At 71.9% G+C, this 26,920-nt stretch carries 27 protein-coding genes; 12 read left to right on the plus strand and 15 right to left on the minus strand.

The features are described 5' to 3' along the window. Nucleotides 1–2: 2 nt before the first annotated feature. Nucleotides 3–773, plus strand: a complete 771-nt coding sequence (gene gloB, locus ACPOLB_RS04570; RefSeq protein ID WP_425260123.1) for a hydroxyacylglutathione hydrolase — start codon at nucleotides 3–5, stop codon at nucleotides 771–773. Then, nucleotides 770–2,422, plus strand: a complete 1,653-nt coding sequence (locus ACPOLB_RS04575; RefSeq protein ID WP_425260124.1) for a transglycosylase SLT domain-containing protein — start codon at nucleotides 770–772, stop codon at nucleotides 2,420–2,422. The genes gloB and ACPOLB_RS04575 overlap by 4 nt, the downstream gene beginning before the upstream one ends. 24 nt (nucleotides 2,423–2,446) lie before the next feature. Here ACPOLB_RS04575 and ACPOLB_RS04580 read toward each other — a convergent pair whose 3' ends face one another. Continuing rightward, on the minus strand, nucleotides 2,447–2,947 hold the full coding sequence (locus tag ACPOLB_RS04580; protein WP_425260126.1) for a DUF1993 domain-containing protein: 501 nt from the start codon (nucleotides 2,945–2,947) through the stop codon (nucleotides 2,447–2,449). Between the two features lie 89 nt (nucleotides 2,948–3,036). On the opposite strand from ACPOLB_RS04580, the gene ACPOLB_RS04585 reads away from it, so the two are divergent. Genes ACPOLB_RS04585 through ACPOLB_RS04600 form a run of 4 tightly spaced genes read left to right on the plus strand, consistent with a single transcriptional unit; the run spans nucleotide 3,037 to nucleotide 6,352 of the window. Continuing rightward, nucleotides 3,037–4,044 (plus strand): D-2-hydroxyacid dehydrogenase family protein, encoded by a 1,008-nt coding sequence (locus tag ACPOLB_RS04585; RefSeq protein ID WP_425260127.1) that lies wholly within the window; start codon nucleotides 3,037–3,039, stop codon nucleotides 4,042–4,044. Nucleotides 4,045–4,066: 22 nt separating this feature from the next. Further along, nucleotides 4,067–5,227, plus strand: a complete 1,161-nt coding sequence (locus ACPOLB_RS04590; protein WP_425260129.1) for an MFS transporter — start codon at nucleotides 4,067–4,069, stop codon at nucleotides 5,225–5,227. Beyond that, the gene (locus ACPOLB_RS04595) at nucleotides 5,220–5,795 is read left to right on the plus strand and encodes a chromate transporter (protein WP_425260130.1); all 576 of its coding nucleotides are present in this window, start codon (nucleotides 5,220–5,222) and stop codon (nucleotides 5,793–5,795) included. The genes ACPOLB_RS04590 and ACPOLB_RS04595 overlap by 8 nt, the downstream gene beginning before the upstream one ends. Next, nucleotides 5,792–6,352 carry a chromate transporter gene (locus tag ACPOLB_RS04600; protein WP_425260131.1) on the plus strand — a complete coding sequence of 187 codons (561 nt, stop codon included), beginning with the start codon at nucleotides 5,792–5,794 and terminating at the stop codon, nucleotides 6,350–6,352. Before ACPOLB_RS04595 ends, ACPOLB_RS04600 begins: the two co-directional genes overlap by 4 nt. Nucleotides 6,353–6,368: 16 nt before the next feature. Here ACPOLB_RS04600 and ACPOLB_RS04605 read toward each other — a convergent pair whose 3' ends face one another. From ACPOLB_RS04605 to rlmB, 3 genes are all read right to left on the minus strand, one after another. Then, the gene (locus tag ACPOLB_RS04605; RefSeq protein WP_425260132.1) at nucleotides 6,369–7,097 is read right to left on the minus strand and encodes a GIN domain-containing protein; all 729 of its coding nucleotides are present in this window, start codon (nucleotides 7,095–7,097) and stop codon (nucleotides 6,369–6,371) included. A gap of 121 nt (nucleotides 7,098–7,218) precedes the next feature. Next, on the minus strand, nucleotides 7,219–7,845 hold the full coding sequence (gene upp / locus ACPOLB_RS04610) for a uracil phosphoribosyltransferase (protein ID WP_425260133.1): 627 nt from the start codon (nucleotides 7,843–7,845) through the stop codon (nucleotides 7,219–7,221). Nucleotides 7,846–7,860: 15 nt separating this feature from the next. Beyond that, nucleotides 7,861–8,592 carry a 23S rRNA (guanosine(2251)-2'-O)-methyltransferase RlmB gene (gene rlmB, locus ACPOLB_RS04615; RefSeq protein WP_425260134.1) on the minus strand — a complete coding sequence of 244 codons (732 nt, stop codon included), beginning with the start codon at nucleotides 8,590–8,592 and terminating at the stop codon, nucleotides 7,861–7,863. 180 nt (nucleotides 8,593–8,772) lie between these two features. On the opposite strand from rlmB, the gene ACPOLB_RS04620 reads away from it, so the two are divergent. After that, nucleotides 8,773–10,659 carry a patatin-like phospholipase family protein gene (locus ACPOLB_RS04620; RefSeq protein ID WP_425260135.1) on the plus strand — a complete coding sequence of 629 codons (1,887 nt, stop codon included), beginning with the start codon at nucleotides 8,773–8,775 and terminating at the stop codon, nucleotides 10,657–10,659. A 133-nt stretch (nucleotides 10,660–10,792) separates the two neighbouring features. Here the strand turns inward: ACPOLB_RS04620 and ACPOLB_RS04625 are convergent, their stop codons facing one another. The 11 genes from ACPOLB_RS04625 to ACPOLB_RS04675 form a co-directional block, all read right to left on the minus strand. Continuing rightward, nucleotides 10,793–11,008 (minus strand): hypothetical protein, encoded by a 216-nt coding sequence (locus ACPOLB_RS04625; protein ID WP_425260136.1) that lies wholly within the window; start codon nucleotides 11,006–11,008, stop codon nucleotides 10,793–10,795. Nucleotides 11,009–11,148: 140 nt separating this feature from the next. Next, nucleotides 11,149–11,790, minus strand: a complete 642-nt coding sequence (locus ACPOLB_RS04630; RefSeq protein ID WP_425260137.1) for a Crp/Fnr family transcriptional regulator — start codon at nucleotides 11,788–11,790, stop codon at nucleotides 11,149–11,151. 25 nt (nucleotides 11,791–11,815) lie between these two features. Further along, nucleotides 11,816–12,541 carry a DUF1624 domain-containing protein gene (locus tag ACPOLB_RS04635; RefSeq protein WP_425261872.1) on the minus strand — a complete coding sequence of 242 codons (726 nt, stop codon included), beginning with the start codon at nucleotides 12,539–12,541 and terminating at the stop codon, nucleotides 11,816–11,818. A 5-nt stretch (nucleotides 12,542–12,546) separates the two neighbouring features. Further along, complete coding sequence (locus ACPOLB_RS04640; protein ID WP_425261873.1) at nucleotides 12,547–13,233, minus strand: RES family NAD+ phosphorylase; 687 nt, start codon at nucleotides 13,231–13,233, stop codon at nucleotides 12,547–12,549. Next, nucleotides 13,233–13,649: an MbcA/ParS/Xre antitoxin family protein gene (locus ACPOLB_RS04645; RefSeq protein ID WP_425260138.1), complete on the minus strand. Its 417-nt coding sequence runs from the start codon at nucleotides 13,647–13,649 to the stop codon at nucleotides 13,233–13,235. Before ACPOLB_RS04645 ends, ACPOLB_RS04640 begins: the two co-directional genes overlap by 1 nt. A gap of 78 nt (nucleotides 13,650–13,727) precedes the next feature. Continuing rightward, the gene (locus ACPOLB_RS04650) at nucleotides 13,728–15,857 is read right to left on the minus strand and encodes a 3-hydroxyacyl-CoA dehydrogenase NAD-binding domain-containing protein (RefSeq protein ID WP_425260139.1); all 2,130 of its coding nucleotides are present in this window, start codon (nucleotides 15,855–15,857) and stop codon (nucleotides 13,728–13,730) included. Beyond that, nucleotides 15,854–17,065 carry an acetyl-CoA C-acetyltransferase gene (locus ACPOLB_RS04655; RefSeq protein WP_425260140.1) on the minus strand — a complete coding sequence of 404 codons (1,212 nt, stop codon included), beginning with the start codon at nucleotides 17,063–17,065 and terminating at the stop codon, nucleotides 15,854–15,856. Before ACPOLB_RS04655 ends, ACPOLB_RS04650 begins: the two co-directional genes overlap by 4 nt. 7 nt (nucleotides 17,066–17,072) lie before the next feature. Further along, nucleotides 17,073–18,494 (minus strand): coniferyl aldehyde dehydrogenase, encoded by a 1,422-nt coding sequence (locus tag ACPOLB_RS04660; RefSeq protein ID WP_425260141.1) that lies wholly within the window; start codon nucleotides 18,492–18,494, stop codon nucleotides 17,073–17,075. A gap of 22 nt (nucleotides 18,495–18,516) precedes the next feature. Continuing rightward, nucleotides 18,517–19,653 carry an acyl-CoA dehydrogenase family protein gene (locus ACPOLB_RS04665; protein ID WP_425261874.1) on the minus strand — a complete coding sequence of 379 codons (1,137 nt, stop codon included), beginning with the start codon at nucleotides 19,651–19,653 and terminating at the stop codon, nucleotides 18,517–18,519. Between the two features lie 26 nt (nucleotides 19,654–19,679). Beyond that, entirely contained in the window at nucleotides 19,680–20,135 is a 456-nt protein-coding gene (locus ACPOLB_RS04670) for a MerR family transcriptional regulator (protein WP_425260142.1), read from the minus strand. Then, complete coding sequence (locus ACPOLB_RS04675; protein WP_425260143.1) at nucleotides 20,132–20,428, minus strand: SCP2 sterol-binding domain-containing protein; 297 nt, start codon at nucleotides 20,426–20,428, stop codon at nucleotides 20,132–20,134. The genes ACPOLB_RS04670 and ACPOLB_RS04675 overlap by 4 nt, the downstream gene beginning before the upstream one ends. Nucleotides 20,429–20,570: 142 nt before the next feature. Between ACPOLB_RS04675 and ACPOLB_RS04680 the strand changes: the two genes are divergently transcribed. From ACPOLB_RS04680 to ACPOLB_RS04700, 5 genes are read left to right on the plus strand one after another with little or no spacing between them, the layout of a single operon-like run. Beyond that, nucleotides 20,571–21,434 carry an SDR family oxidoreductase gene (locus ACPOLB_RS04680; RefSeq protein WP_425260144.1) on the plus strand — a complete coding sequence of 288 codons (864 nt, stop codon included), beginning with the start codon at nucleotides 20,571–20,573 and terminating at the stop codon, nucleotides 21,432–21,434. Further along, complete coding sequence (locus tag ACPOLB_RS04685; protein ID WP_425260145.1) at nucleotides 21,434–23,044, plus strand: acyl-CoA carboxylase subunit beta; 1,611 nt, start codon at nucleotides 21,434–21,436, stop codon at nucleotides 23,042–23,044. Before ACPOLB_RS04680 ends, ACPOLB_RS04685 begins: the two co-directional genes overlap by 1 nt. 19 nt (nucleotides 23,045–23,063) lie before the next feature. Beyond that, complete coding sequence (locus tag ACPOLB_RS04690) at nucleotides 23,064–24,218, plus strand: acyl-CoA dehydrogenase family protein (RefSeq protein WP_425260146.1); 1,155 nt, start codon at nucleotides 23,064–23,066, stop codon at nucleotides 24,216–24,218. Further along, a complete protein-coding gene (locus ACPOLB_RS04695) occupies nucleotides 24,215–25,024 on the plus strand; it encodes an enoyl-CoA hydratase/isomerase family protein (protein WP_425260147.1) in 810 nt (269 codons plus the stop codon). Before ACPOLB_RS04690 ends, ACPOLB_RS04695 begins: the two co-directional genes overlap by 4 nt. Then, nucleotides 25,021–26,916 (plus strand): acetyl/propionyl/methylcrotonyl-CoA carboxylase subunit alpha, encoded by a 1,896-nt coding sequence (locus ACPOLB_RS04700; RefSeq protein WP_425260148.1) that lies wholly within the window; start codon nucleotides 25,021–25,023, stop codon nucleotides 26,914–26,916. The genes ACPOLB_RS04695 and ACPOLB_RS04700 overlap by 4 nt, the downstream gene beginning before the upstream one ends. Nucleotides 26,917–26,920: the final 4 nt, after the last annotated feature.

The raw sequence follows: 26,920 nt of genomic DNA on the forward strand, positions 1-26,920 counted from the left end.
TGATGAATCTCACCGCCCTGCCCGCCTTCACCGACAACTACATCTGGATGCTGCACGACGGCTCGCACGCCGTGGTCGTGGATCCGGGGGAGGCAGCGCCGGTGCAGGCGGCGCTCGACGCGCAGGGGCTGCAACTCGCGGCGATTCTAGTGACGCACCACCACGGCGACCACGTCGGCGGCGTGAACGCGCTGCGGCCCCGGCTGCTGGGCCCCGTCTACGGTCCGGCGCGCGAGGACATCCCGGCGCCCTTCACCCCCTTGCAGCACGGCCAGCAGATCAGCGTGCTCGGGCTGCGCTTCGAGGTGCTCGACGTGCCGGGACACACCGCAGGCCACATCGCCTACATGCAGTGCGGCGTCGACGACGCCCCGCTGCTGTTCTGCGGCGACACCCTGTTCTCGGCCGGTTGCGGGCGCCTGTTCGAGGGCACGCCGGCGCAGATGGTCGCCTCGCTCGCGCGCTTGAACGCGCTGCCCGGTGACACGCGCGTCTGCTGCACGCACGAATACACGCTGTCGAACCTGCGATTTGCAGCAGCCGTGGAACCAAACAACCCCGACATCGCCCTACACACGCAGGCCTGCGTGCAATTGCGCACCGCGGGCCGGCCCACGCTGCCGTCGACGCTGACGCGCGAGCGTGCCATCAACCCCTTCCTGCGTTGCAGCGAACCGGCCGTCGTGGCCAGTGCGCAGGCGCAGGGCGCGGCCAGCGAGGGCGTCGTCGACGTCTTCGCGACGCTGCGCAACTGGAAGAACACCTACCGATGAGTTCCCCGCCACAGCGCCCCGGCGCACGCCTGGCCGCCTGGGTCGGACTGGTCGCCCTGCTGGGCGGCTGCGCCACCGCGCCGCTGCCGCCGGTGCAGGTTCCGCAGGCCGAAGGCGGCGAGATCACGGTCCCCAGCGCCGCCGCGACACAGGCCGCGGCCCCTGCTGCGTCGGCCGCCTCGGCCGCCGACCCCATCGCCGCCGTGTTCGCGGCCGAGACCGCGGCTGCGGCGGCATCGGCTGCCGCCACCGTCGCCGCGGAAGCCGCCCCCGACGGACCCGTCCCCAGCACGCTGGGCCGCCTGGACGCGGCCGAGGACGCCGTGCGCACCGACCTCTGGGTGCGCGTGCGCAGCGGCTTCGCGCTGCCCGACCTCGACAACGACCTCGTGCGCAAGTGGGAGCAGTGGTACGCCACGCGACCCGACTACGTCGAGCGCATGACCGAGCGCGGCGGCCGCTACCTCTTCCACATCGTCGAGGAGGTCGAGCGCCGCGGCATGCCGGTGGAGCTGGCGCTGCTGCCCTTCATCGAGAGCGCCTTCAACCCGCAGGCGATGTCGCACGCCCGCGCGGCCGGCATGTGGCAGTTCATGCCGATGACCGGCAAGGACTTCGAGCTCAAGCAGAACCTGTTCCGCGACGACCGCCGCGACGTGCTGGCCTCCACGCGCGCCGCGCTCGACTACCTGCAGCAGCTGCACCAGATGTTCGGCGACTGGCACCTGGCGCTGGCGGCCTACAACTGGGGCCAGGGCAACGTGCTGCGGGCCATCAAGCGCAACGAGCGCGCCGGCCTGCCCACCGACTACGAACGCCTGCGCATGCCCGACGAGACGCGCAACTACGTGCCCAAGCTGCAGGCCGTGAAGAACATCGTGCTGCGCCCGGACGCGTTCGCGCTGGCGCTGCCGGCGCTGGAGAACCACCCGTTCTTCCTGAGCGTGCCGATCGAGCGCGACATCGACGTCGCGCTGGCGGCGCGCCTGGCGGGGCTGTCGCTGGAAGAGTTCCAGCAGCTGAACCCGCAGATGAACAAGCCCGTGATCCTGGCCGCGGGCACACCGCAGGTGCTGCTGCCCTACGACAACGCCAACATCTTCCTGCGCCAGCTGCAGCGCCACGAGGGGCCGCTGGCCAGCTGGACGGCCTGGGTGGCACCGGCCACGCTGAAGCCGGCCGACGCCGCGCGCCGGGTGGGCATGACCGAGAGCGAGCTGCGCGAGGTCAACCGCATCCCTGCCCGCATGCTGGTGAAGGCCGGGTCGACCCTGCTGGTGCCGCGCGACCCCGACAGCACGCGCGACGTGGCCGAGCACATCGCCGACAACGCCACCATGGTGCTGGCACCCGAGTCGCGGCCGACCCGCCGCGTGGTGCTGAAGGCGGGCAAGAAGGGCGACAGCGTCGTCGCCGTGGCCCGGCGCTACCGCGTCAGCGCCGCCCAGGTGGCGCAGTGGAACGGGGTCGGGACGGGCGCGCGCTTCAAGGCCGGGCAGTCCATCGTTGTGCACCTCGCCACGCCGGCGAAGAAGGCCGGGGTGCGCTCGGCCGCGAAGCCGTCGCGCAGCACCAAGGCCGCCGCGTCCAAGCGGCCGGTGAAGGTCACGGCGCCGGCCGGTCGCCCGCGCGCCACGCAGGCACGCTGACACCCGGTCGCCCGGGCGGCCCTGTCAGCCCAGGAAGTCGCGCTTGCCCAGTTCCACCCCCGCGTGGCGCAGCAGCGCATAGGTGGTGGTGGCGTGGAAGTACACGTTGGGCAGCACGTAGTGCTTGAGGTAGTCCTCGCCGCTGAACTTCACTTCGCCGGCCCGCATCTGCAGCACGATCTCGCGTGCATCGCTGCCGTCGATGTGCGCCGGCGAGAAGCCGCCCACGTAGTCCAGAGTCCTGCGGATGCGTGCGCGCAGGTCGTCGAGTGTGGCTTCGTTGTCGTCCCACTTCGGCACCTCCTGCCCCGACAGCCGCGCCACGCAGCCCTTGGCCATGTCGCAGGCGATCTGGATCTGCTTCGTGAACGGCAGCATGTCCGGGGCCAGGCGCAAGCCCAGGTAATTGTTCGCGTCGAACTTGCGGGCCTCGGCGTGGGCCTGGGCCTTGTCCAGCCAGGCCAGCATCGCCGTGAGGGTGCGCGTCAGCACGGGCACGCTGGCCGAGTGCATCGAGAGAGCCATGGTTTGTCTCCGGTAACGAAATCGAGGTCGCGCATGCTAGCCGCGGCACGCGAATCCTGCCGGACGCGGCAGAATGCCGGGCACAGCCCATGAACATCATCATCCTCGACGACTACCAGGACGCGGTGCGCAAGCTGCGCTGCGCCTCCAAGCTCGAACCGCTGAATGCCAAGGTCTTCACCAACACGGTGAAGGGCATCGGGCAGTTGTCGGTGCGCCTGCGCGACGCCGACGTGCTGGTGCTGATCCGCGAGCGCACGCACTTCCCGCGCGCCCTGCTCGAGAAGCTGCCGCGCCTGAAGCTGATCTCGCAGACCGGCAAGGTGGGGTCGCACGTCGACGTGGAAGCCTGCACGCGGCTGGGCATCGCGGTGGCCGAAGGCGTGGGCTCGCCGGTGGCGCCGGCCGAGCTGACCTGGGCGCTGATCATGGCCAGCATGCGCCGGCTGCCGCAGTACATCGGCAACCTCAAGCACGGCGCCTGGCAGCAGAGCGGGCTGAAGGCGGCGGGCATGCCGCCGAACTTCGGCATCGGCTCGGTGCTGCGCGGCAAGACGCTGGGCATCTGGGGCTACGGCAAGATCGGCCAGCTGCTCGCGGGCTACGGCCGCGCCTTCGGCATGGAGGTGCTGGTGTGGGGCCGCGAGGCTTCACGAGAGAAAGCCCGCGCCGACGGCCTGCTCGCCGCCGGCACGCGCGAGGAGTTCTTCGCGCAGTGCGACGTGCTCACCGTGCACCTGCGCCTGAACGACGAGACACGCGGCATCGTGACGCTCGAGGACCTCTCGCGCATGAAGCCCACGGCACTGTTCGTCAACACCTCCCGCGCCGAGCTGGTGCAGGAAGGCGCGCTGGTCTCGGCGCTGAACAAGGGCCGGCCCGGCATGGCGGCGGTCGACGTGTTCGAGAGCGAGCCCATCCTGCAGGGCCACCCGCTGCTGCGGCTGGAGAACGCGGTGTGCACGCCGCACATCGGCTATGTGGAGCAGGACAGCTACGAGCTGTATTTCGGCGCGGCGTTCGACAACGTCGTCAACTTCGTCAACAACACGCCGACCAACCTGGTGAACCCCGAGGCGCTGAAGGTGCTGCGTTGAACGCGGCGCCCGGCGCGCCCCGGTGAGCGACCACCGCGCGGCCGGCCGCGCCCTGCTGGCCGGCAACTTCGCCATCGGATGCGGCGTCATGGTGACGGCCGGGTCGCTGAACGACCTGGTGCGCTCGCTGCAGGTCTCGGTGCCGGTGGGCGGGCAGCTGATCTCGGTGGCGGCGGTGATGATGGCGCTGGGCGCGCCGCTGCTGGCCGGCGCGGTCTCGGGCTGGGACCGCCGCCGGCTGCTGACGCTGGCCCTGCTGTGGTATGCGGTGGGCCACGCGTTGAGCGCACTGATGCCCCACTACGCCGCGCTGCTGCCGGTGCGGGCGCTGACGGTGCTGGGCGCAGCCGTCTTCACGCCGCAGGCCGCTGCGGCCATCAACGTGATGGCGCCGCCGGCCGAACGCGGCCGCGCCATCACCTTCATCTTCATCGGCTGGTCGCTGTCGTCGGTGATCGGCATGCCGCTGCACAGCTACATCGGCGAGGCCTTCGGCTGGCGCTGGGCCTTCGCGCTGGTGGCCGTGCTCAGCGCGCTGGCCGCGGCGTGGGTGTGGCGCACGCTGCCCGACGGCATCCGGCCCGCGGCGCTGTCGCTGGCGGCGTGGCGCAGCACGCTGACGCATCCGCTGCTGATGGGCGTGGTGGCGGTCACGGCGCTCAGTGCCGCCGGGCAGTTCACGCTGTTCTCGTATTTCGCGCCCTACTACCGCCAGGTGATCGGCGCCGATGCCGCCAGCGTGAGCTTCCTCTTCCTGTGGTTCGGCGCCTTCGGCCTGCTCGGCAACATCCTGCTGCAGCGCGTGGTGGACCGCCAGGGTGCGGCGCGCTGCGTCACGGTGGCACTGGCCGGCATGGCGGTCAGCCTGCTGCTGTGGCCGCTGGCGCTGACCTTGTTCGCGATGACGGCCGTGCTGGTGCCCTGGGCGCTGGGCTGCTTCTCGTCGAACTCGGCGCAGCAGGCGCGGCTGGGCGCGGCCGCGCCCGCGCTGGCGCCGGCGCTGATGGCGCTGAACACCTCGGCCATGTACCTGGGCCAGGCCATCGGTGCCGGCGGCGGCGGCGCGATGGTGGCGGCCAGCGGCTTCGGCGCGCTGCACTGGGTGGCGCTGGGCTGGATGCTGCTGGCGATCGGGTTGAGCGCGCTGCTGGCCCGGCGCATGGCGCGGCCGTACGATGTCTGAACCTGCTGCCGACGCGCTGCGCGTGCCCGCCACGCCCGGCGCGCTGTTCCTCGCCTTCAACCGGCTGGCGCTGCAGGGCTTCGGCGGCGTGCTGCCGGTGGCGCAGCGCGAACTGGTCGAGCGTGAACGCTGGATGACGCGCGAGCAGTTCCTGGAGACCCTGTCGGTGGGCCAGGTGCTGCCCGGCCCCAACATCGTCAACATGGCGCTGATGATCGGCGACCGCTTCTTCGGCTGGCGCGGCGTGGCCGCAGCGCTCGGCGGGCTGCTCGCGGCGCCGCTGCTCATCGTGCTGCTGGCGGCGGCGCTGTACGGGCAGTTCGCCAGCATCCCGATGGTGGCCGGCGCGCTGCGCGGCATGGGCGCGGTGGCGGCCGGGCTGATCATCGCGACCGCGCTGAAGCTGATGCCCACGCTGCGCGCCAACCCGATGGGCCGCACGGCCTGCGTGCTGCTGGGCGCGGGCACGCTGCTGGCCATCGGCGTGCTGCGCTGGCCGCTGGCCGCGGTGGTGCTGGGCCTGGGGGTGCCGGCCGTGGCGTTTGCGTGGTGGAAGCTCCGGCCGTGAACCTGCTGCTGTGGGGCCCGGTGAACGTGGGCACGCCGGAGCTGCTGGCGCTGCTGCTGCACTTCGCGCTGCTGTCGCTGCTGGCCGTGGGCGGCGCCATCACCACCGCGCCCGACATGCAGCGCTTCGTGGTCGGCGACCGGGGCTGGCTCAGCGACGCGCAGTTCACCGCGTCGGTGGCGCTGGCGCAGGCGGCCCCCGGGCCCAACGTGCTGTTCGTGGCCGTGATCGGCTGGAACGTGGGCGGCCTGGCCGGCGTGGCCGCCACGATGGTCGGCAGCCTGCTGCCGTCCACGACGCTGGCGCTGGCGGCCTCGCGCTGGGGTGCGGCGCGCAAGGACTCGCGCGGCGTGCGCGCCTTCACCGGCGGCATGGCGCCGCTGACCATCGGCTTGCTGCTGTCCACGGGCTGGGTGCTCACCGAGCCCGGTCGCCACCATGCAGGCGCGCTGCTGCTGGTGGCCGCCACGGTGCTGCTGATGCTGCGCACGAAGATCAGCCCGATGTGGCCGATCGCCGCCGGCGCCGTGGTCGGCGCGCTCGGCTACGCCGGCTGACCCGGGCTGGAGCCGGTCAGAGCTTGCGGATGCGCCCGCTGCCGCTGCTGTCCAGCGCCAGCTGCGGGTCGCCGCGGTAGCGCAGCACGGCCGAGCCGGCGACGTTGCCGCTCAGGCGGTCGGCAGCCCAGACCTTGGCCGCGGCCGCCCCGCCCAGGCGGGCCTCGACCCGCCGCACCTGCAGCGCCGCGCCGTCGACCAGCGCGCTGCCGCCTGCGTCGAGCGCCAGTTCGTTGGCGCGCCCGGCCAGCCGCAGCACCGTGCTGCCGCCGGCCTGCACCACCACGCGCTCGGCCGTCAGCGCCTGCAGCTTCACCACGCCCGAGCCGCCGCCCCGCAGCTGCAGCGTCTTGGCCACCAGCCCATCGCCGCGCAGCACCGCGCTGCCCGAGACGGCGAGGCTGTCGAGCTGCCACACCCGCGCCACGATGCGCAGCCGGGTCGGCTTCAGCGGCCGGCGCTGGCGCACGCGCAGCACGCCGTCCTGCACCTGCAGGTCCAGCAGCGGCAGCAGGTTGTCGTCGCCTTCCAGGAACAGCCCCGGCGGCTGCGCCTGCTCGATGTCGACGACCAGCGCATCGGCCACCGACACGCCGCCGAAGCTGCCCACCGGCGGCTCCTGCGTGACGATGCGGCCCGAGCCCGTGACGGGCAGGAACCGCTGCAGATCGATGGCGCGGGCCTGCAGCGGCAGCGCCGCGCCGGCGGCCAGCGCCAGGCAGTGGCGGCGGGTGGTGGAAGGCATGGGATTCACGGGGTGGCTGCGGTGCCGTGCAGCATGCCGCCGCGGCGGCTGCAAGGCCAGCACTGCGCGACAGGCTGCCGAACCGGCGGAACAGGCGGCACGGGCTGCATCGACCGCCGGGTCAGCGGGTGCCGAAGATCTTGTCGCCGGCGTCGCCGAGCCCGGGGATGATGTAGCCCAGCTCGTTGAGGTGGCTGTCGATGGCCGCCGTCCAGCAGCGCACGTCGGGGTGCGCCGCGTCGAGTGCGCGCACGCCCTCGGGTGCGGCCACCAGCACCAGCGCGCGGATGTCCTTGCAGCCGCGGCGCTTGAGCAGTTCGACGGTGGCGATCATCGAGCCGGCCGTGGCCAGCATCGGGTCGACGATCAGCGCCGTGCGTTCGTCCAGGTGGCCGACGAAGCGCTCGAAGTAGTGCTCGGGCTGCAGCGTCTCGTGGTTGCGGCTGAGGCCGACCACGCTGACCTTGGCGTTGGGCACCATGTCCAGCACGCCGTCGAGCATGCCGAGCCCGGCGCGCAGGATCGGCACCACGGTCACCTTCTTGCCGGCGATCTGCTCGATCTCGATCGGCCCGCTCCAGCAGTCGATCGGCGTCTTCTCCAGCGGGAAGTCGGCGGTGGCCTCGTAGGCCAGCAGCCGTGCGAGCTCGTTGGTCAGCTCGCGGAACTTCTTGGTCGAGATGTCGTTCTCGCGCAGCAGGCCGACCTTGTGGCGCACCAGCGGGTGGCGGACTTCGATGACGGGCATGTCCAGGCTCCTCGTTCAGCGCCGCTGGCGCAGCGCCTCGTACAGGCACACGCCGGCCGCGACGCTCACGTTCAGGCTTTCCACGGCGCCGGCCATCGGGATGCGCACCAGGCGGTCGCAGGTCTTGCGCGTGAGCTGCCGCATGCCGGCGCCCTCGGCCCCCAGCACCAGGGCCACCGGGCCGCGCAGGTCGGCGTCGTAGATCGTGTCGGTGGCGTCGTCGCTGGTGCCCACGATGGTGATGTCGCGCTCCTTCAGCTCGTTCAGCGTGCGGGCCAGGTTCGTCACCATCAGGTAGGGCACGGTCTCGGCGGCGCCGCTGGCCACCTTGGCCACCGTGGCGTTCACGCCCACCGCGTGGTCCTTGGGTGCCACCACGGCGTGGGCGCCGGCGCCGTCGGCCACGCGCAGGCAGGCGCCCAGGTTGTGCGGGTCGGTCACGCCGTCGAGCACCAGCACCAGCGCCGGTCCGGTCGCGGCGTCGAGCACGTCGTCGAGCGAATGGCTCAGCGCCACGGGCTTCACGCGCGCCACCACACCCTGGTGGCGCGGCCCGCCGGCCAGGCTGTTCAGGCGGGCATCGTCGCTGTCCACCACCTTGGCGCCCGCGGCGTGCGCACGCTCGACGAACTGGCGCATGCGCGCGTCGCGCCGCGCCGCATCGACATGGATCTCGACGACGGACTGCGGCGCTGTCTTCAGCCGCACGGTGACGGCATGGAAGCCGAACAGGACCTGGGTGCTCATGGCTGCCATTGTCGCCGCGCGCAGGGTTTGACCGACTGGCCTGCGGCGGGTGCCCCCCGTACAACCACGAGATCAAGGGGGGGTTGCGCGCCATGGCGGGCTGCGCATCATCGCTGTCGTTGCCGCGCCACCCCGCCTGCCGCGTGCACCGCCGACGCCGCCTGCCATCTTCCGCACCGCATGCCAAAACACTACCAGGACGCCTTCCTAGAACAACACCTGCGCACCTATCTCGGCGACATGGATCCCGCGGCCCTGGACCTGCTGCGCGCGCAGCTCGAGTGGGTGGAAGTCGCCGCCGGCGAGACCCTGATGCAGCAGGGCGACCCGGGTGACTCGATGTACCTGTCGATCAGCGGCCGCCTGCGGGCCTACGTGCGCGACGAAGACGGTGTCGAGCGCCTGCTGCGCGAAATGGGGCGCGGCCAGATCATCGGCGAGATGAGCCTGTACACCGACGCGCCGCGCTCGGCCACGGTGGTCGCGATCCGCGACTCGGTGCTGGTGCGGCTGGCCAAGCCCGCCTTCGCCCAACTGCTGGCGGGCAGCGCGCAGGTGTCGATCGCGCTGACGCGGCAGATCATCGACCGGCTGCAGTCGGTGCAGGGCAGCGCGGTCACGGCGCGGCCGGTGGCGATGGCCCTGCTGCCGGTGACGGCCGGCGTCGACACACCGGCGCTGGCCCGGCAGCTGGCGGCGCAGCTGGGCCGCAGCGGCCGGGTCGCGGTGGTCGACGCCGCTGCGCTGGACGCGGCCCTGCAGCAGCCCTGCATCGCACACGCCGCGATCGACGACGCCGCCGCCAACCGCCGCATCGCGCTCCACCTCGACGAGCTGGAAGCCGAGCACGACTTCGTGCTGCTGCTCGGCGACGACGCCCCCACCGCGTGGACCGCGCGCTGCAGCCGCCGCAGCGACGAACTGCTGCTGCTGGCCGACGCGGACCAGCCGCCCGTGCTGCACGCCACCGAGGCGCAGCTGCTGATGCGCCGGCCCGGGCGCACCGAAGCGGCCGAGGTGCTGGTGCTGCTGCATCCGGCCGACCGGCGCTGCCCGCAACACACGCGGCACTGGCTGGCGCGCAGGCCGCTGGCCGGCCACGTGCACGTGCGCCCGGCGCTGCCGCGCGACATGGCGCGGCTGGCCCGGCTGCAGAGCCGCACCGCGGTGGGCCTGGTGCTGGCCGGTGGCGGCGCCCGCGGCATCGCCCACCTGGGCGTGATGCAGACACTGCACGGCGCGGGCATCGAGGTCGACGTCGTCGGCGGCACGAGCATCGGCTCGGTGATGGCGGCGCTGGTGGCGAGCGACCAGCCCTGGCCCGGGGTGATGGCCATCGCGCGCCGTGCCTTCAGCGCCAGTCCCACCAGCGACTACAACCTGCTGCCGCTGCTGTCGCTGATCGCCGGGCGGCGGCTGCGCCGCGTGATCCGCGACGCGTTGCACGCGCTGGTGGGCCGCGACATCGACGCCGAGGACCTGTGGAAGAACTGGTACTGCGTCGCCAGCAACTACTCGCAGGCACGCGAGGAAGTGCTGCAGCACGGTCCGCTGCAGAACCACTTGCTCGCGAGCATCGCCATTCCCGGCGCGCTGCCACCGGTGCTGCACGACGGCGACCTCCTCTGCGACGGCGGCACCTTCAACAACTTTCCGGTCGACGTGATGCGCGCGCAGCGCGGTGTGGGCCGGGTCATCGGCGTCGACCTGTCGTTCCACAAGCCGCGCCGCATCGAGCACGATGCCGTGCCCGGCGCCTGGACCCTGCTGCGCGACCGCCTGCGGCCCAAGGCCAGCCGCCGCTACCGCTTTCCGTCGCTCGTGTCGTACCTGATGAACGTGACGGTGCTCGTGAGCAGTTCGCGCCAGCGCGAGGCGCGCAAGCGCACCGACCTGTACTTCAACCCGCCGCTGCCGCGGGTGGGGATGCTGCAGTGGAAGAAGTTCGACCACATCGCGGAGCAGGGGCGCCAGCACGCGCACGAGGTGCTGCAGGCGCTGACACCCGAGGCGCTGCAGGGCTGGGAGGCTGCGCCGCCCGTCGCGGGCGCGGCGACGGCGCCTTGAGGCGGCGGAGCACGAAGCGCAGGTGTGGTGCGGCGGTGGCCATGGGCGTCTCCTGAAGGAGCCGAGCGGCCGCACTGTGCGACGGCATCGTGCAACGTGCCGCGCACGGTGCCACAGCGCCGCCGCGGCAAATTCACACGGCTTCGGCGCTGCGCGCGCTGCCGCGCAGTTCCGCCCAGGCGCGCTCGCGCAGCGCACGGGCGTGGTCGTCGCCCTCGGCAGCGGCCAGCCAGCGCGAGCGGTCGAGCCGGGCGTCGTCGAGCAGGTCCTGGCGCAGCAGTGCCACCATGCGCTGCAGCGCGCCGAAGGTGCGGTAGGCGGCGGGGCCACCCTGGTGCAGGCCTGTCATGTGCTGTCTCCTCGTGGGTGGATGCGGTGTCCGGCGGCAGCGCAGCGCTGCGCCGCATGTCCCACTGTAGGGAGCGCCAGACCGGCGTTCGCCGCCGCATGCCACAGCGGCGACGTGCGGTTTTCACGGCCGGCAGCCGCCTACCAGGCAGCCGGCGGTGTCTTCAGGATGGTGATGCGGCCGGCATCCACCTGCACGTAGCCGCCGGTGGTGAGTTCCTTGAAGACGCGGCTGACCATCTCGCGCGACGAGCCCACGTGCTCGGCGATGTCCTGCTGCGTCAGCCTCTGCCGGATCACGCGGTGCGTGCCCTCGGGTTCCGACAGGGCCTGCAGCAGGCCGACGATGCGGCTGTACACGTCTTCGAGCGCCAGGCTCTTGACGCTGTCGGTGAGGCGGCGCACGCGGCGGATGAGGTTCAGGATCAGGTGCTGCGCGAAGTCGGGGTGCGCGACGATGAACTCGCGCAGATTGGCACCGGCCACCACGGCGCAGGTGGTGGGCTCCAGCGTCATCACCGAGGCGCTGCGCACGCCGCCGTCGAGCGCCAGTTCGCCGACGTACTCGCCGGCACCCAGCGTGGTCAGGATCACCTCCTTGCCGGCCTCGTTGGCGGCGTACACCTTGACGCGGCCGCTGAGGATGATGAAGAGCGTGTCGGCGTGGTCGCCTTCGTTGATCAGCACGGCCTGCGCCGGGTAGCGCTTCACGCCGCCGCGGGCCGCGATCTCGCGCAGCAGCGTTTCCTGCAGGGCCTGGGGGGCGGCGGACTCGGATGTCATGCGCGCATTCTGGCAGCCGGCGACCTCAGCCCCGCAGCGCCTGCCAGGCCATCAGCGTGCCGATGAACACCGGCTGGTGCAGCATGTAGACGCTGAGCGACCAGCGCCCCAGCAGCGCCAGCGGCTGCGCGGCGGCCGGCACCGCCCCCTGCAGCAGCGCAGGGCGCCGCTCCAGCAGCCACTGCCCGGCCGCCAGCCCCCACAGCATCACGCCCAGCCAGGGCAGCACCGGCACGAAGTCTTCGGTGACGGGCTTGCGCGTGACCAGGCCGACCCAGTTGGTCCAGCGGCTGTCGAACACCGCGTGCTGCACCAGGTGCGGCAGCAGCAGCACCAGCGCACCCAGCGGCCACAGCCAGCCGCGCAACGGCGCTGCCAGCCGCACCAGCACCAGCATCACGACGATGCCGTGCAGCACGCCGAAGCTGATCCAGCTGCGCGGAAACATCCACGCCGAGCCGATGCTGACCAGCACCGCGCAGCCCAGCACCTGCGCCCAGCGGCGCCAGAAGCGCGGCCAGCCCTGCCCGGCGTGCAGCGCAGCCGCCTGCCCCAGACCGGCGCAGAACAGGAACAGGCTGACGATGCAGGTGCGCTGCCAGGTCCAGAACGGATCGACGTAGAAGTTCTGCCGCGGCTGCAGCAGGCCGAAGGTGTTGAGGTCGAAGCACAGGTGGAACAGCACCATCCACACGATGGCCGCGCCGCGCAGCGCGTCCAGGCGGTCGAAGCGCGGGCCGGTGCCAGCCATGCCGGTCATGCCAGCTTCTCGTAGACGTCGCTGAACTGCGCGCCGTCCCACGCGTACAGCAGGTAGGCCGCGTGCAGGCAGGCGCTGGCGCCGCGCGGCGTGAACAGGCCCGCGCATTCGCCGCCGGCGTGGCGAACGCTCCGGTAGGCCACGCCCGCGGAGCCCTGCGCCTGCAACTGCACGCCCAGCGCCTGCGAGGCGGTGTAGTCGTCGGGCGCGTACACGGCCTCGGGCACCGCGCCGGGCGGGCGCAGGTCGTGCAGTCGCGCGTCGATGGCCACGTGGTAGAGCCGCATCGGCAGGTGCATCGCGGGCTGCCGCGTGGCGGCCAGGAAGCGCGCGTGGTGGTGGCGTGTCTCGGCCACGGCGGTGGCGCGTTCGCGCGCCGCGTAGAAGACGCCGAAGCGGCCGTCGGCGAAGCGGCTGCCCTGGGTGTTGACGTGCGTGAAGGCCGCCATGACCGGGCCGCTGCCGGGCCCGTACAGGCGCAGCGCACGCGGCACGCGCTCGATCTGGCCGATCTCGTCGCGCACGCGTTCGTTGGTCATGGCCTCCAGGGCGTACAGCGCGTCGAAGTCGTCGGCATCGGCGACGCGGTCGAACAGCGTGATCGCCGGGTAGCGGGTGGGCACGATGCGGCAGGCCTGCTGCCAGCGCACGCGGCGCACGGCGATGTCGGCCGGGCTCGCGATCAAGACCAGCCGCCGCCGCGGACGCCGTCGAGGTAGCGCCGCACCAGGTGCAGGTCGCTCACGTTGCCGGCCAGCATGCGGTCGAGCGCGCTGCGGCCGCCGAAGGGCATGGCGCTGTTGGGGTGGCGCACCCAGGTGTCGGCCGCCGCGGCGTCGGGCAGCAGGATCTGCAGGCTCTTGTAGATGCCCAGCAGGTTCGACAGCCGCTCCAGCGTGTCGCGCGGCAGCGCCGCCTTGTCGGGTGCCTTGCGCCAGGCGAAGAAGGTCGAGCGTGGCGGCTGGCCCAGCAGGCGCAGCTGCTCGTCGATCGACAGGCCCCAGGCCTCGGCAATGCGCACGAAGGCACGCAGGCCGGCCGCGGCCATGCGCTCGGGGCTGACGTCCGGTGCCGGGACGGGGGCGAGAACGGCGCTCATGGCAGACTCCAGTACTGGACTTGCCGTCAATTCTAGTCCAGAAGCGGATTCCCGTCCGCATCCGCCCCGCTGTGGGCTTCAGCGGCCGAAGCGGCCGCCCGTCTCCGCCTGTCGCACCACCACGGCCGCGGGTTCGAAACGCGGGCCGAAGCGCGCGGCCAGCTCCCGCGACCGTGCGACGAAGGCCGCCGCGCCCATCGCGTCGATGAACTGCAGCGCGCCGCCGTGGAACGGCGCGAAGCCCCAGCCGAAGATGCTGCCGATGTTGGCGTCGGCCACCGAGCGCAGCACGCCTTCCTCGAAGCAGCGGGCCGCCTCGTTGGCCTGCGCAAACATGAGGCGGTCGATCAGCTCGCGCTGCGCGGGCTGCGCAGCCGCTACCGGGAACAGCGTCGCCAGGCCCGGCCACAGCGCCTTGTCGCCGCCGGCGTAGTCGTAGAAGCCCTGCCCGGCCTTCTTGCCGATGCGGCCGATCTCGCACAGTTGCCGCACCACGCGCATGCCGGGGTGTTCGGCATACGGCTTGCCTTCGGCGGCCAGGTCCTTCTTCGTCTGGTCGGCCACGTGCAGGCCCAGGCTCAGGCTCACCTCGTCCTGCAGCGCCAGCGGCGGCATCGGCATGCCGGCCTGCAGGCCCGCGACCTCGATGCTGCGCGGGTGCACGCCCTCGGCCAGCATCGCGATGCCCTCCATCACGTAGGTGCCGAAGACGCGGCTGGTGTAGAAGCCGCGGCGGTCGTTGACGACGATGGGCGTCTTGCCGATCTGCTGCACGTAGTCGAAGCCGCGGGCCAGCGTGGCGTCGCTGGTCTCGGCGCCGACGATGATCTCCACCAGCGGCATCTTGTCGACCGGGCTGAAGAAGTGCAGCCCGATGAACTGCGCCGGCCGCGCACTGGCGCGGGCCAGGCCGGTGATCGGCAGCGTGCTGGTGTTGCTGGCGAACACGGCATCCGCCCCCAGCACGGCCTCGGCCTGCTGCGTGACCGCGGCCTTCACGGCACGGTCCTCGAACACGGCCTCGATCACCAGGTCGCAGCCGGCCAGCAGCGCGTGGTCGGTGGTGGGCGTGATCAGCGCCAGCAGCGCGTCGCGCTTGTCCGCCGTGCTGCGGCCCTTCTTCACGGCCTTGTCGAGCAGGCCTTGCGAGTAGCCCTTGCCGCGCTCGGCCGCTTCCTGCGTGCTGTCGAGCAGCACGACCTCGATGCCGGCCTTGGCCGACACGTAGGCGATGCCGCCACCCATCATGCCGGCGCCCAGGATGCCGAGCTTCTTCACCTTGGACGGCGCCACGCCGGCCGGGCGCGAGGCGCCCTTCTTGATGGCGTTGAGCTGGTACCACAGCGTGTGGATCATGTTCTTCGAGGCCTGCGACAGCACGCAGGCCGCGAAGTAGCGGCTCTCCACCACGCTGGCGGCGTCGAAGCCGAGCAGCCCGCCTTCGAAGACGCTGCTCATGATGTGCGTGACGGCCGGGTAGTTGCCGTAGCTCTTGGCCGAGGCGATCGACGGGCCGATGCTGAAGATCTGCGCCACCGCCGGGCTGCGCGCATCGCCGCCGGGGAAGCGGAACTTGGGCTGGTCCCAGGGCTGCTGCGCCTTCGGGTTGGCGGCGATCCAGGCCCGGGCCTGGGCCAGCAGGTCGTCGCGGTCTTTCGCCAGGCCCGTCAGCAGGCCCATGCCCAGCGCCTTCTGCGGGCTGATGTCGGCGCCCTCGGCGCAGATCTGCAGCGCCTGCTGGATGCCCACCAGCCGCGGCAGACGCACCGTGCCGCCGCCGCCGGGCAGCAGGCCCAGCTTCACCTCGGGCTGCCCGAGCTTGAGCCGCGGGTCGTCGATGGCGAAGCGTGCGTGGCAGGCCAGCGCCAGCTCCAGGCCGCCTCCGAGCGCGTGGCCGTTGATCGCGGCCACCACCGGCTTGCCCTGCAGTTCCAGCGCGCGCAGCACCTGCTTCATCGCCATCGAGGCTTCGAAGGGCTCCTGCGGCGTGGTCCAGGTCGACATGCGGTCGAGGTCGCCGCCGGCGCAGAAGTCGGCCTTGTTCGAGGTCAGCACCAGGCCCTTCACCGCCGGCTCGGCCAGCTTGGCCACGGCCTCGGCGATGCCCGCCATCAGCGTGTCGCCGACCACGTTCATCGGCCGGCCGGGCAGGTCCATCGCCGCGACGAGGATGCCGTCGTCGCCCAGTGTCAGTTGCACGGCCGTCATGCTCCAACCCTTTCGATGATCGTCGCGATGCCCATGCCGCCGCCCACGCAGAGCGTGGCGCAGCCGGTGGCGAGATTGCGCCGCTCGAGCTCGTCGAGCAGGGTGCCGAGGATGATGCAGCCGGTGGCCCCCAGCGGGTGGCCCATCGCGATGGAGCCGCCGTTGACGTTGACACGCTCCAGGTCCACACCCAGGTCGCGCGCGGTCTTCATCGGCACCACGGCGAAGGCTTCGTTCACTTCCCACAGGTCGATGTCGCTGGCGGCCATGCCCGCCTTGGCCAGTGCCTTGCGGCAGGCCGGCGTGGGGCCGGTGAGCATGATGGTCGGCTCGCTGCCGACCACGGCCGCGGCGCGGATGCGCGCGCGCGGCTTCAGCCCGGCGCGGCGGCCGCCCTCGGCGTTGCCCACCAGCATCAGCGCGGCGCCGTCCACGATGCCCGACGAGTTGCCGGCGTGGTGCATGTGCGTGATGCGCTCGACCGTCGTGTACTTGCGCAGCGCGGTGGCGTCGAAGCCCATCGCGCCCATCATCGCGAAGCTGGGGTCCAGCTTGGCCATGGCCTCGAGCGTGGCGTTGGCGCGGATGGTCTCGTCCTCGGCCAGCATCGGCAGCCCGGCGATGTCGACGACCGGCACGATGGAGCGGCCGAAGTGCCCGGCCGCGCGCGCTGCGGCCGCCTTCTGGTGCGAACGCAGCGCGTACGCGTCCACGTCGGCGCGGCCCCAGCCTTCCAGCGTGCCGATCAGGTCGGCGCCCACCCCCTGCGGCACGAAGCCCAGCTTCTGGTTGATGCGCGGGTCCATGAACCAGGCGCCGCCGTCGCTGCCCATGGTCCAGCGGCTCATGCTCTCGACACCGCCGGCCACCACCAGGTCTTCCCAGCCGGTGCCCACCTTGGCCGCGGCCAGGTTCACCGATTCCAGCCCGCTGGCGCAGAAGCGGCTCTGCGTCACGCCGGCCACGGTCTGGGCCCACTCGGCGTCGAGCACCGCGGTGCGCGCGATGTCGGCGCCCTGCTCGCCCACCGGCGTCACGCAGCCCAGCACCACGTCGTCGACCAGCGCGGTGTCGAGCGCGTTGCGCTGCTGCAGCGCCTGCAGCAGCGTGCGCAGCAGCCACACCGGCGTGGCCTGGTGCAGCGCACCGTCCTTCTTGCCCTTGCCGCGCGGCGTGCGCACGTGGTCGTAGATGTAGGCGTCTGTCATCTGGGCCTCACTTGATCAGGAACTTCAGCAGCGTGTCGGCGAATCGGCCGTAGGGCGGCGCCATGAGCTTCATCGCGGAGAAGCGCGCCTGGCGGAACACCGGGCGCAGCTTGGAGAACGTCTCGAAGCCCTCGCGGCCGTGGTAGTGGCCCATGCCCGAGGCACCGACGCCGCCGAACGGCAGGTCGTGCTGGCCGACGTGGAACAGCGCGTCGTTGACCGAGACGCCGCCCGACATCACGCGGTCGAGCACGGTCTGGATGAAGACCGGGTCGTTGCTGAACGGGTAGACGGCCAGCGGGCGGTCGCCGGCGTTGATGCTGGCCACCACGGTCTCCAGCTGCGTGTAGCCGCGCAGCGGCAGGATGGGGCCGAAGATCTCGCGCTGCATCAGCGCGCAGTCGGCCGGCGCGTCCAGCACGATGTGCGGCGCGATCTTGCGCGTGGCGGCGTCGTGCGCCGGCCCGGGGATCAGCTGGATCAGCTTGGCGCCGCGGGCGCGGGCTTCGTCGAGGGCGGCCACCAGGCGCTGGAACGAGCGCTCGTCGACGATGGAGGTGTAGTCGGGCGAGGCCAGGCTCGCGTAGCGTGCCGGCACGATGGCCTGCGCCGCCTCGACGAAGGCCGGGATCTTCGCCTGCGGCAGCCAGGCATGGTCGACCGAGGTGCAGATCTGGCCCGCGTTCAGGCACTTCACGAACAGGATGCGCTCGGCCGCGGTCTGCAGCGGGAAGTCGTCGGCCACGATGGCCGGCGCCTTGCCGCCGAGCTCCAGCGTCACCGGGCACAGGTTGCTGGCCGCGGCCGCCATCACCGCGCGCCCGGTGGTGCCCGAGCCGGTGAACAGCAGGTGGTCGAACGGCAGCTTCGAGAACTCGATGCCGACGCCGCCGGTCTCGTCGAAGAACTGCAGCTTCTCGGGCGGGAAGTACTTCGGCGACAGCTCGATCAGCAGCTTCGCCAGGTGGCGCGAGTTCTCGCTCATCTTCACCATCGCGCGGTTGCCGGCGGCGAAGATGTAGGTCAGCGGCACGAAGCTCAGGTTGACCGGGAAGTTCCAGGGCACGATGACGCCCACCACGCCCAGCGGCTGCGGGATCACGCGGTTGCTGGCGCCCGGGAAGCTCTTCAGGTCGACGCTGCGCCGCTGCGGCTTCATCCAGCCGCGCAGGTGGCGCAGCGTGTGGCCGATGCCGTCCACCGCCGGCAGCACCTCGCACAGCAGCGACTCGTGGCGCGAGCGGTGGCCGTAGTCGGCGCTGATGGCCGCGCACAGCGCGTCCTGGTTGTCGCGCACGAAGGCGCGCAGGCGCCGCAGGTCCTCGAAGCGCTCGGCGTAGCTCGGCACCGGGTGCGCGAGGTAGGCGGCACGCTGCGCGGCCAGCGTGGCCTGCAGGCGTTCGGCCAGGGGAAGATCGGCGTTGTTCATGGCTGTCGGCTCCGACGCGGCGCTACATGAAGCGCGCCGCGAGTTCCTTCATGATCTCGTTGGTGCCGCCGTAGATGCGCTGCACGCGGGCGTCCACGTACAGCTCGGCGATCGGGTACTCCATCATGTACCCATAACCGCCGAAGAGCTGCAGGCACTCGTCCATCACCTTGCACTGCTGTTCGCTGACCCAGGCCTTGGCCAGCGCGGCGCGCGCCGCATCCAGCTCGCCCCGCAGGTGCGCGGCCATGCAGGCGTCCACGAACGCGCGGGCCGCCAGCACCACAGCCTGCACCTCGGCGAGCTTGAAGCGCGTGTTCTGGAAGTCCCACAGCCGCTTGCCGAAGGCCTTGCGCTCCTTGGTGTAGCGCAGCGTCTCGTCGAGCGCGCGCTCCATCGCACCGATGCCGCTGACGGCGATGATCAGCCGCTCCTGCGGCAGCTGCTCCATCAGCTGGAAGAAGCCCTGCCCTTCCTTGCCGCCGATCAGGTGGGCCGCCGGCACGCGCACGTCGTCGAAGAACAGCTCCGAGGTGTCCTGCGCGTGCATGCCCACCTTCTCGAGCTGGCGGCCACGGCGGAAGCCCTGCGCGCCTTCGGTCTCCAGCATCAGCAGCGAGATGTTCTTCGCGCCGCCCTCGGGGCCGGTCTTGCAGACCACGACGATCAGGTTCGCGTTCTGGCCGTTGGTGATGAAGGTCTTGGCGCCGTTCAGCACGTAGTGGTCGCCGCCGCCGTCGTTGCGCAGCACGGCGCTGGTGCGCACCGACTGCAGGTCGCTGCCGGTGCCGGGCTCGGTCATCGCGATGGCGGTGATGAACTCGCCGCTGCACATCTTCGGCAGCCAGCGCTGCTTCTGTTCCTCGGTGCCGTAGTGCAGCAGGTAGGGCGCGACGATGGCCGAATGCAGCCCGCCGCCCCAGCCGCTGAGGTTGGCGCGCGCCTGCTCCAGCAGGATCACCGCCTCGTGGCCGAAGTCGCCGCCGCCGCCGCCGTACTGCTCGGGCGTGGACGCGCACAGCAGGCCCGCGGCCGCCGCCTCGCGCCAGACCTCGGGGCCGAGCCGGCCCGCGGCGCGGAACTCGGCCGCGCGCGGCACCCACTTGTCGGCGATGTAGCGCCGCGCCGCGTCCTGCAGCATGCGGTGCTCGTCGGTCATCCAGGCAGACGGGAAGTTGGGCAGCACTACTTGGTCTCCAGTTGCCGGCGCGCGGTGGCGTTGATGACGCGCAGTTCGGCCAGGCTGGCCTCGATGTGGGCGCGCTTCTGCTCCAGCTCGGCGATCGCCGCGTCGGTGCGGTCGACGACGAACTTCAGCTGCTGCACGCGGCCTTCGCCGTGCGTGCCGTAGAGGTCGAGGTAGCGCTTGATCTCGGCCAGCGGCGCGCCGATGGCCTTGCTGCGCAGGATCAGCGACAGCCGCGCGCGGTCGCGCCGCGTGTAGACCCGCGTGCCGTTGATGCGGCGCGGGCTCAGCAGGCCCTTGTCCTCGTAGAAGCGGATCGTGCGCAGCGTGATGCCGAACTCGCGGCACAGCTCGGTGATGCCGAAGAGCTCGCCGGTGTCGTCGCTGCGGTGGGCGTCCACCGCCTCCTGGGCGCTGGCGCGCTGGCGCGCAGGCGCCTGCTGGACGGTGCTCACACCACGCGCTGCAGCTTCATGGCCACGCTCATGTCGCCGCTGACCTTGAACTTGCCCATCATGAAACCGGTGGCGGGCTCGAGCTCGCCGGTCAGCAGCGCCACCAGGTTCTCGTGCGTGATCGCGACCGTGCAGTCGGTGTCGATGTTGTCGTTGTGCACCTTGTTCGGCACCGACTTGCCGTCGAGCACGATGACGCCGTCGGCGCCGCAGTCGAACTTCAGCGTCGCGTTCAGGCCGCTGGCGTCGCCGACCTTGGCGCGCAGGGTCTCGGTGCAGGCTTGCATGTCCATGGGTGTGTTCCTGAGGGGTGGGAAGGGGGATGGGCAGGGGACTGGCCGGCATCGTAGCGGCGCCCAGTGCCGCATGGATGCGCGTATTCACCTAGAAGTTATCCCGTTGACGTTAACGTCATGCTGTCGCCCAATGCGGCACATGGATCGATACCACAGCGTCTTCCGTCCTGGCCTCCTCAAGGGTCAGGTGCACTGGGTCACCGGCGGTGGCAGCGGCATCGGCCGCTGCGTCGCGCACGAACTGGCGGCGCTGGGCGCCACCGTCGTGATCAGCGGCCGCTCGCAGGACAAGCTCGACCGCGTGGCCGAGGAGATCCGCGCCGACGGCGGCAGCGTGCACACCACGGCCTTCGACATCCGCGACGAAGAAGCCGTGAAGGCCGGCGTGGCCGCCGTGCTGGCTGCGCACGGCCCGGTGGCCGGCCTCGTCAACAACGCCGGCGGACAGTTCCCGGCGCCGCTGATGGCCATCAGCAAGCGCGGCTTCGAGGCCGTGGTGGCCAACAACCTCACCGGCGGCTTCCTGATGATGCGCGAGCTGTTCACCCAGTGCATGCAGCAGCACGGCGGCGCGGTGGTCAACATGACGGCCGACTTCCGCAACGGCATGCCCGGCATGGGCCACAGCGGCGCCGCGCGCGCCGGCATGAGCAACCTCACGATGACCGCCGCCTTCGAGTGGGCGCACGCCGGCGTGCGCGTGAACGCGGTGGCGCCGGGCTGGATCGCCAGCAGCGGCATGGACACCTACGGCGGCGCGATGAAGACACTGATCCCCAAGCTGAAGCAGCACGTGCCGCTGCGCCGCATGGGCGTGGAGGCCGAGGTCTCGGCCGCCATCGTGTTCCTGCTCTCGCCGGCCGCGGCCTTCATCACCGGCGTCACGCTGCAGATCGACGGTGCGGCCTCGCTGGGCAGCGCCATCTTCCCGCTGGGCAGCGAAGCGAAGTCGCAGCCCTTCGACGGCTTCCACCGTGCCGTCACCCCCGAGGTGCTGAAGTAATGCCGGCGCTCGGCACGCTGCTGAACCCGGGCTCGGCGGCCTTTGCCGCCAACGTGCAGCGGATGCAGCAGCGGCTGCAGGAGGTGCGCGCGCTCGAAGCCCGGGTGGTGGCCGAATCGGCCAGCAAGCGCCAGAAGTTCGAGGAACGCGGCCAGCTGTTGCCGCGCGAACGCGTGGCGCGGCTGCTCGACCGCGGCAGCCCCTTCCTGGAGCTCAGTCCGCTGGCTGGCCTGGGCATGCACGACGACGACGGCAAGAAGAGCGTGCTCGGCGGCGGCAGCATCGTCGGCATCGGCGTGGTGGCCGGCAAGCGCGTGCTGGTGTCGGCCAGCGACAGCGCCGTCAAGGGCGGCACGGTGGCGCCGATGGGCCTGAAGAAGGCGCTGCGCGCGCAGGAGCTGGCGGCACAGAACAAGCTGCCGCTGATCGCCCTGGTGGAAAGCGGCGGCGCCAACCTGATGTACCAGGCCGAGATCTTCGTCGACGGCGGCCGCACTTTCGCCAACCAGGCGCGGCTGTCGGCCGCGGGCATTCCGCAGATCGCCGTGGTGCACGGCTCGTCCACCGCGGGCGGCGCCTACCTGCCGGGGCTGAGCGACTACGTGGTGCTGGTGCGCGGACGCAGCAGCATCTACCTGGCCGGCCCACCGCTGGTGAAGGCCGCCATCGGCGAAGACGCCAGCGACGAGGCACTGGGCGGCGCGCAGATGCACGCCGAGGTCACCGGCCTGGGCGAATACCTGAGCGAGAACGACGCGCACGCCATCGCGCTGGCGCGCGAGCTGGTCGACAAGCTGCCCTGGGACACCGTGCCCGCACGCCCCGCCGCACCCGAGCCGCTGTTTCCGGCGGAAGAACTGCTGGGCGTGGTGCCGGCCGACGACCGCGCGCCCTATGACGTGCGCGAGGTCGTCGCGCGCCTGGTCGACGCGTCGGACTTCCTGGAGTTCAAGGCCGGCTACGCACCCGACACCGTGTGCGGCCACGCGCGTCTGCACGGGCATGCGGTGGGCCTGATCGGCAACAACGGCCCGATCCAGCCCACCGGCAGCACGAAGGCAGCGCAGTTCATCCAGCTCTGCGACCAGGCCGGCGTGCCGCTGGTCTTCCTGCAGAACACCACCGGCTACATGGTGGGCACCGCGGCCGAGCAGGCCGGCGCCATCAAGCACGGCAGCAAGATGATCCAGGCGGTGGCCAACGCCCGGGTGCCGAAGTTCACCGTGGTGCTGGGCGGCAGCTTCGGCGCCGGCAACTACGGCATGTGCGGCCGCGGCTTCGACCCGCGCTTCATCTTCGCCTGGCCCAGCGCCCGCACCGCGGTGATGGGCGGCGCGCAGGCGGCCCAGGTGATGGACATCCTGAACCGCAACAAGCTCGAACGCATGGGCCTGCCGGCCAACGACGAGGCCCTGGCCGCGATGAGCGACGCGCTGCGCCTGCGGCTGGACGCCGAGAGCACGGCGCTGTTCGGCACGGCAAGGCTGTGGGACGACGGCATCGTCGACCCGCGCGACACGCGCCGCATCCTCGGCCTGTGCCTGGACCTCGCGGCCGAGGCCGCTGCACGCACGCTGCGCCCCAACACCTTCGGCATCGCCCGACTCTGAACACCACCAGGAGACACGCTTGAAATTCACCGCCGAACACCGCCAGATCGAGGACACGGTCGTCAAGTTCTGCGACAAGGAGCTCAACCCTTTCGTGCCCGAATGGGAGAAGGCGGGCCAGTTCCCGGCGCACGAGGTCTTCAAGAAGCTCGGCAACCTGGGCCTGCTGGGGCTGAAGTACCCCGAGGAATACGGCGGCGCGGCGCTCGACTTCAGCTACAGCATGGTGATGGCCGAGGCGCTGGGCCAGTGCAACTGCGGCGGCGTGCCGATGGCCATCGGCGTGCACACCGACATGGCCACGCCGGCGCTGGCGCGCTTCGGCAGCGACGAGCTGCGCCGCGAATGGCTCACGCCCACGATCGCCGGCGACGTGGTGGCCTGCCTGGGCGTCAGCGAGCCCGGCGGCGGCAGCGACGTGGCGGCGGTGAAGACCACGGCGCGCAGCGACGGCGGCGACTACGTCATCAACGGCACCAAGATGTGGATCACCAACGGCATGCAGGCCGACTGGTGCTGCCTGCTCGCCAACACCAGCGACGGCCCGGCGCACAAGAACAAGAGCCTGATCGTCGTGCCGATGGACGCACCCGGCATCACGCGGCAGAAGATCCACAAGATCGGCATGCACAGCAGCGACACCGCGCAGCTGTTCTTCGACAACGTGCGCGTGCCGAAGAGGAACCTGATCGGCCAGGAAGGGCTGGGCTTCACGTTCCAGATGCTGCAGTTCCAGGAAGAGCGCCTGTGGGGCGCCGCTGGCTCGCTGCGCAGCCTGGACCGCCTGATCGACCAGACCATCGAGTACACGCGCCAGCGCCAGGCCTTCGGCAAGAGCATCCTCGACAACCAGGTCGTGCACTACCGCCTGGCCGAGCTGCGCACCGAGGTCGAGGCGCTGCGCGCGCTGACCTACCGCGCGGTGGAGATGTACGTCAGCGGCAAGGACGTCACCAAGCTCGCCAGCATGGCCAAGCTGAAGTGCGGGCGGCTCAGCCGCGAGGTCACCGACGCCTGCCTGCAGTACTGGGGCGGCATGGGCTTCACGGCCGACAACCCGATCAGCCAGGCCTACCGCGACAGCCGCCTCATCAGCATCGGCGGCGGTGCCGACGAGGTGATGCTGGGCATCATCTGCAAGCTCGAAGGCACGCTGCCGGGCAAGGCGAAATGAGCGCCGCGCCGCAGACCCTGGCCTTGCGCCACGACGGCCCGGTGCTGCACGTCACGCTGCAGCGGCCCGAGGTGCGCAACGCGATGTCGCTGGCGATGGTGCTGGACCTGCGCCAGGCGCTGGCCGCCGCCGAGGCCGACGGCCGCACGCGCGTGCTGGTGCTGCGCGGCGCCGGCGGCCACTTCTGCGCCGGCGGCGACCTGAAGGACATGGCCGCGGCCCGCGCGCAGCTCGACGCCGACCCGCAGGCCATCGCGAAGGTCAGCGCGGCCTTTGGCGAGCTGTGCGTGGCCTATGCCGGCACGGGTCTCGCAACCGTGGCGGTGCTGGAAGGCACCGTGATGGGCGGCGGCTTCGGCCTGGCCTGCGTGGCCGACGTGGCGCTGGCCGGCACCAGCGCGGTGTTCCGCCTGCCCGAAACCAGCCTGGGCGTGGTGCCGGCGCAGATCGCACCCTTCCTGGTGGAACGCCTGGGCTACGCCGAAGCGCGCCGGCTGGCCGTCACCGGTGGCAAGCTCGACGCCGACGCCGCGCTGCAGCTGCGCCTGGTGCACGCCGTGCATGCCTCGGGCGCGCTGGACAACGCGCTGGCCGCGGTGCTGCACGACATCCTGCAATGCGCGCCCGGCGCGGTGGCCGCGAGCAAGGCGTTGATCGCCAAGGCGCGCTTCCACAGCGCCGCGTCGATGGTGCAGGAGGCGGCCGAGGTGTTCTCGCGCGCCGTGCTCGGGCCCGAGGGCATCGAAGGCACGACCGCCTTCCTGGCCAAGCGCAAGGCAGGCTGGGTGCCGGGGGCCGGCGCGTGAGCTTCCGCAAGATCCTCATCGCCAACCGCGGCGAGATCGCCTGCCGCGTGGCCCGCACCGCGCACCGGCTGGGCTACCGCACGGTGGCGGTCTACAGCGACGCGGACGCCGGCGCGCCGCACGTGCTGCAGGCCGACGAGGCGGTGCACATCGGCGCCGCGCCGGCAGCGGCGTCGTACCTGAACGTCGACGCGCTGCTGGCCGCGGCGCGTGCCACCGGCGCCGACGCCGTGCACCCGGGCTACGGCTTCCTGTCCGAGCGCGCCGAATTCGCGCAGGCCTGCGCCGATGCCGGCCTGGTCTTCATCGGCCCGCCGCCCGAGGCCATCCGCGCGATGGGCGACAAGGCCGGTGCCAAGCGCCGCATGCTGGCCGCCGGCGTGCCCTGCGCGCCGGGCTACCTCGGCGAAGACCAAAGCGACACCCGACTGGCCGCCGAGGCCGAGCGCCTGGGCCTGCCGCTGCTGGTGAAGGCCGTGGCCGGCGGTGGTGGCCGCGGCATGCGGCTGGTGCGCGACCTGGCCGAGCTGCCCGCGGCGCTGGCCGGCGCGCGCCGCGAGGCCGAGAGCGCCTTCGGCGACGGCACGCTGATGCTGGAGCGGCTGATCGACGACGGGCGGCACATCGAGATCCAGGTCTTCGCCGACGCCCACGGCAACGCCGTGCACCTGGGCGAGCGCGATTGCACCGCGCAGCGGCGGCGGCAGAAGGTGATCGAGGAGGCGCCCTCGCCGATCGTCGATGCCGCGATGCGGTCCACGATGGGCCGCGACGCCGTGGCCGCGGCGCTGGCGGTCGGCTACCGCGGCGCCGGCACGGTGGAGTTCATCGTCGACGCCCAGGGGCGGCACTTCTTCCTGGAGATGAACACGCGGCTGCAGGTGGAGCACACCGTCACCGAGTGCATCACCGGGCTGGACCTCGTGGAGTGGCAGCTGCGCGTGGCCGAGGGGCAGCCGCTGCCGCTGGCGCAGGACGCCATCCGCTTCACGGGCCACGCCATCCAGGCGCGGCTGTACGCCGAAGACCCCTACGACGGCTGGACGCCGCAGACCGGCCGCATCGCCGGCTGGCGGCCCGAGGCCAGCGACCTGCGCATCGACCACGGCATCGCCGAAGGTGGTGCGGTGACCCCGTACTACGACGCGATGGTGGCCAAGTTCATCGCCCACGGCCACGACCGTGCCGACGCCGTGCACCGGCTCACGCGCGCGCTGGACGAGGTGCCGCTGCTGGGCCTGCGCAACAACGGCCGCTTCCTGCGCGACCTGCTGCAGCACCCGCAGTTCACGGCCAGCACGATGACGACGACGCGGCTCGACGCGTGGGCCGCCGCGGGCGAACCGCTGCTGCAGCGCCCCGCCCCGCCGGAAGCCGCCTGGCAGCTGGCCGCCGCCCTGCTGGCGCCGGCCACGGCGGCGCGGCCGGCGAGCGTCGCGTCACAGGACCTGACGCTGGTCTGCGACGGCACGACACGCACGCTGCGTGCACCGCCCGACGGCGTGCAGCTGCTGTCCGAACACGGCGGTGCGCTGCGCTGCGTCATCGACGGCGTCGTGCGCCGCGCCCGCGTGGCGCGCGACGGTGCGCTGCTGCACCTGGCGCTCGACGGCGGCAGCTTCACGTTCGGCGAGGCCTCGCCCTACCCCGTGCGCGACACCGGCGCCGACCCGCGCCGCGCGCGCGCGCCGGTGGCTGGCGTGGTGGCGCAGGTGCTGGTGGCGCCGGGCGACGTGGTGGCCGCAGGCCAGCCGCTGCTGTGCGTGGAAGCGATGAAGATGGAGATGTGGCTGCACGCCGGCGCCGCCGGCACCGTGCGGGCCGTGCACACCGCCGTCAAGGCCCCCGTGGCCGCGGGCGCCGTGCTGGTGGAACTGGAGCTGTCCGAATGAGGTC

Source organism: Rubrivivax soli, assembly GCF_049810355.1.
GTDB lineage: Bacteria > Pseudomonadota > Gammaproteobacteria > Burkholderiales > Burkholderiaceae_C > Rubrivivax.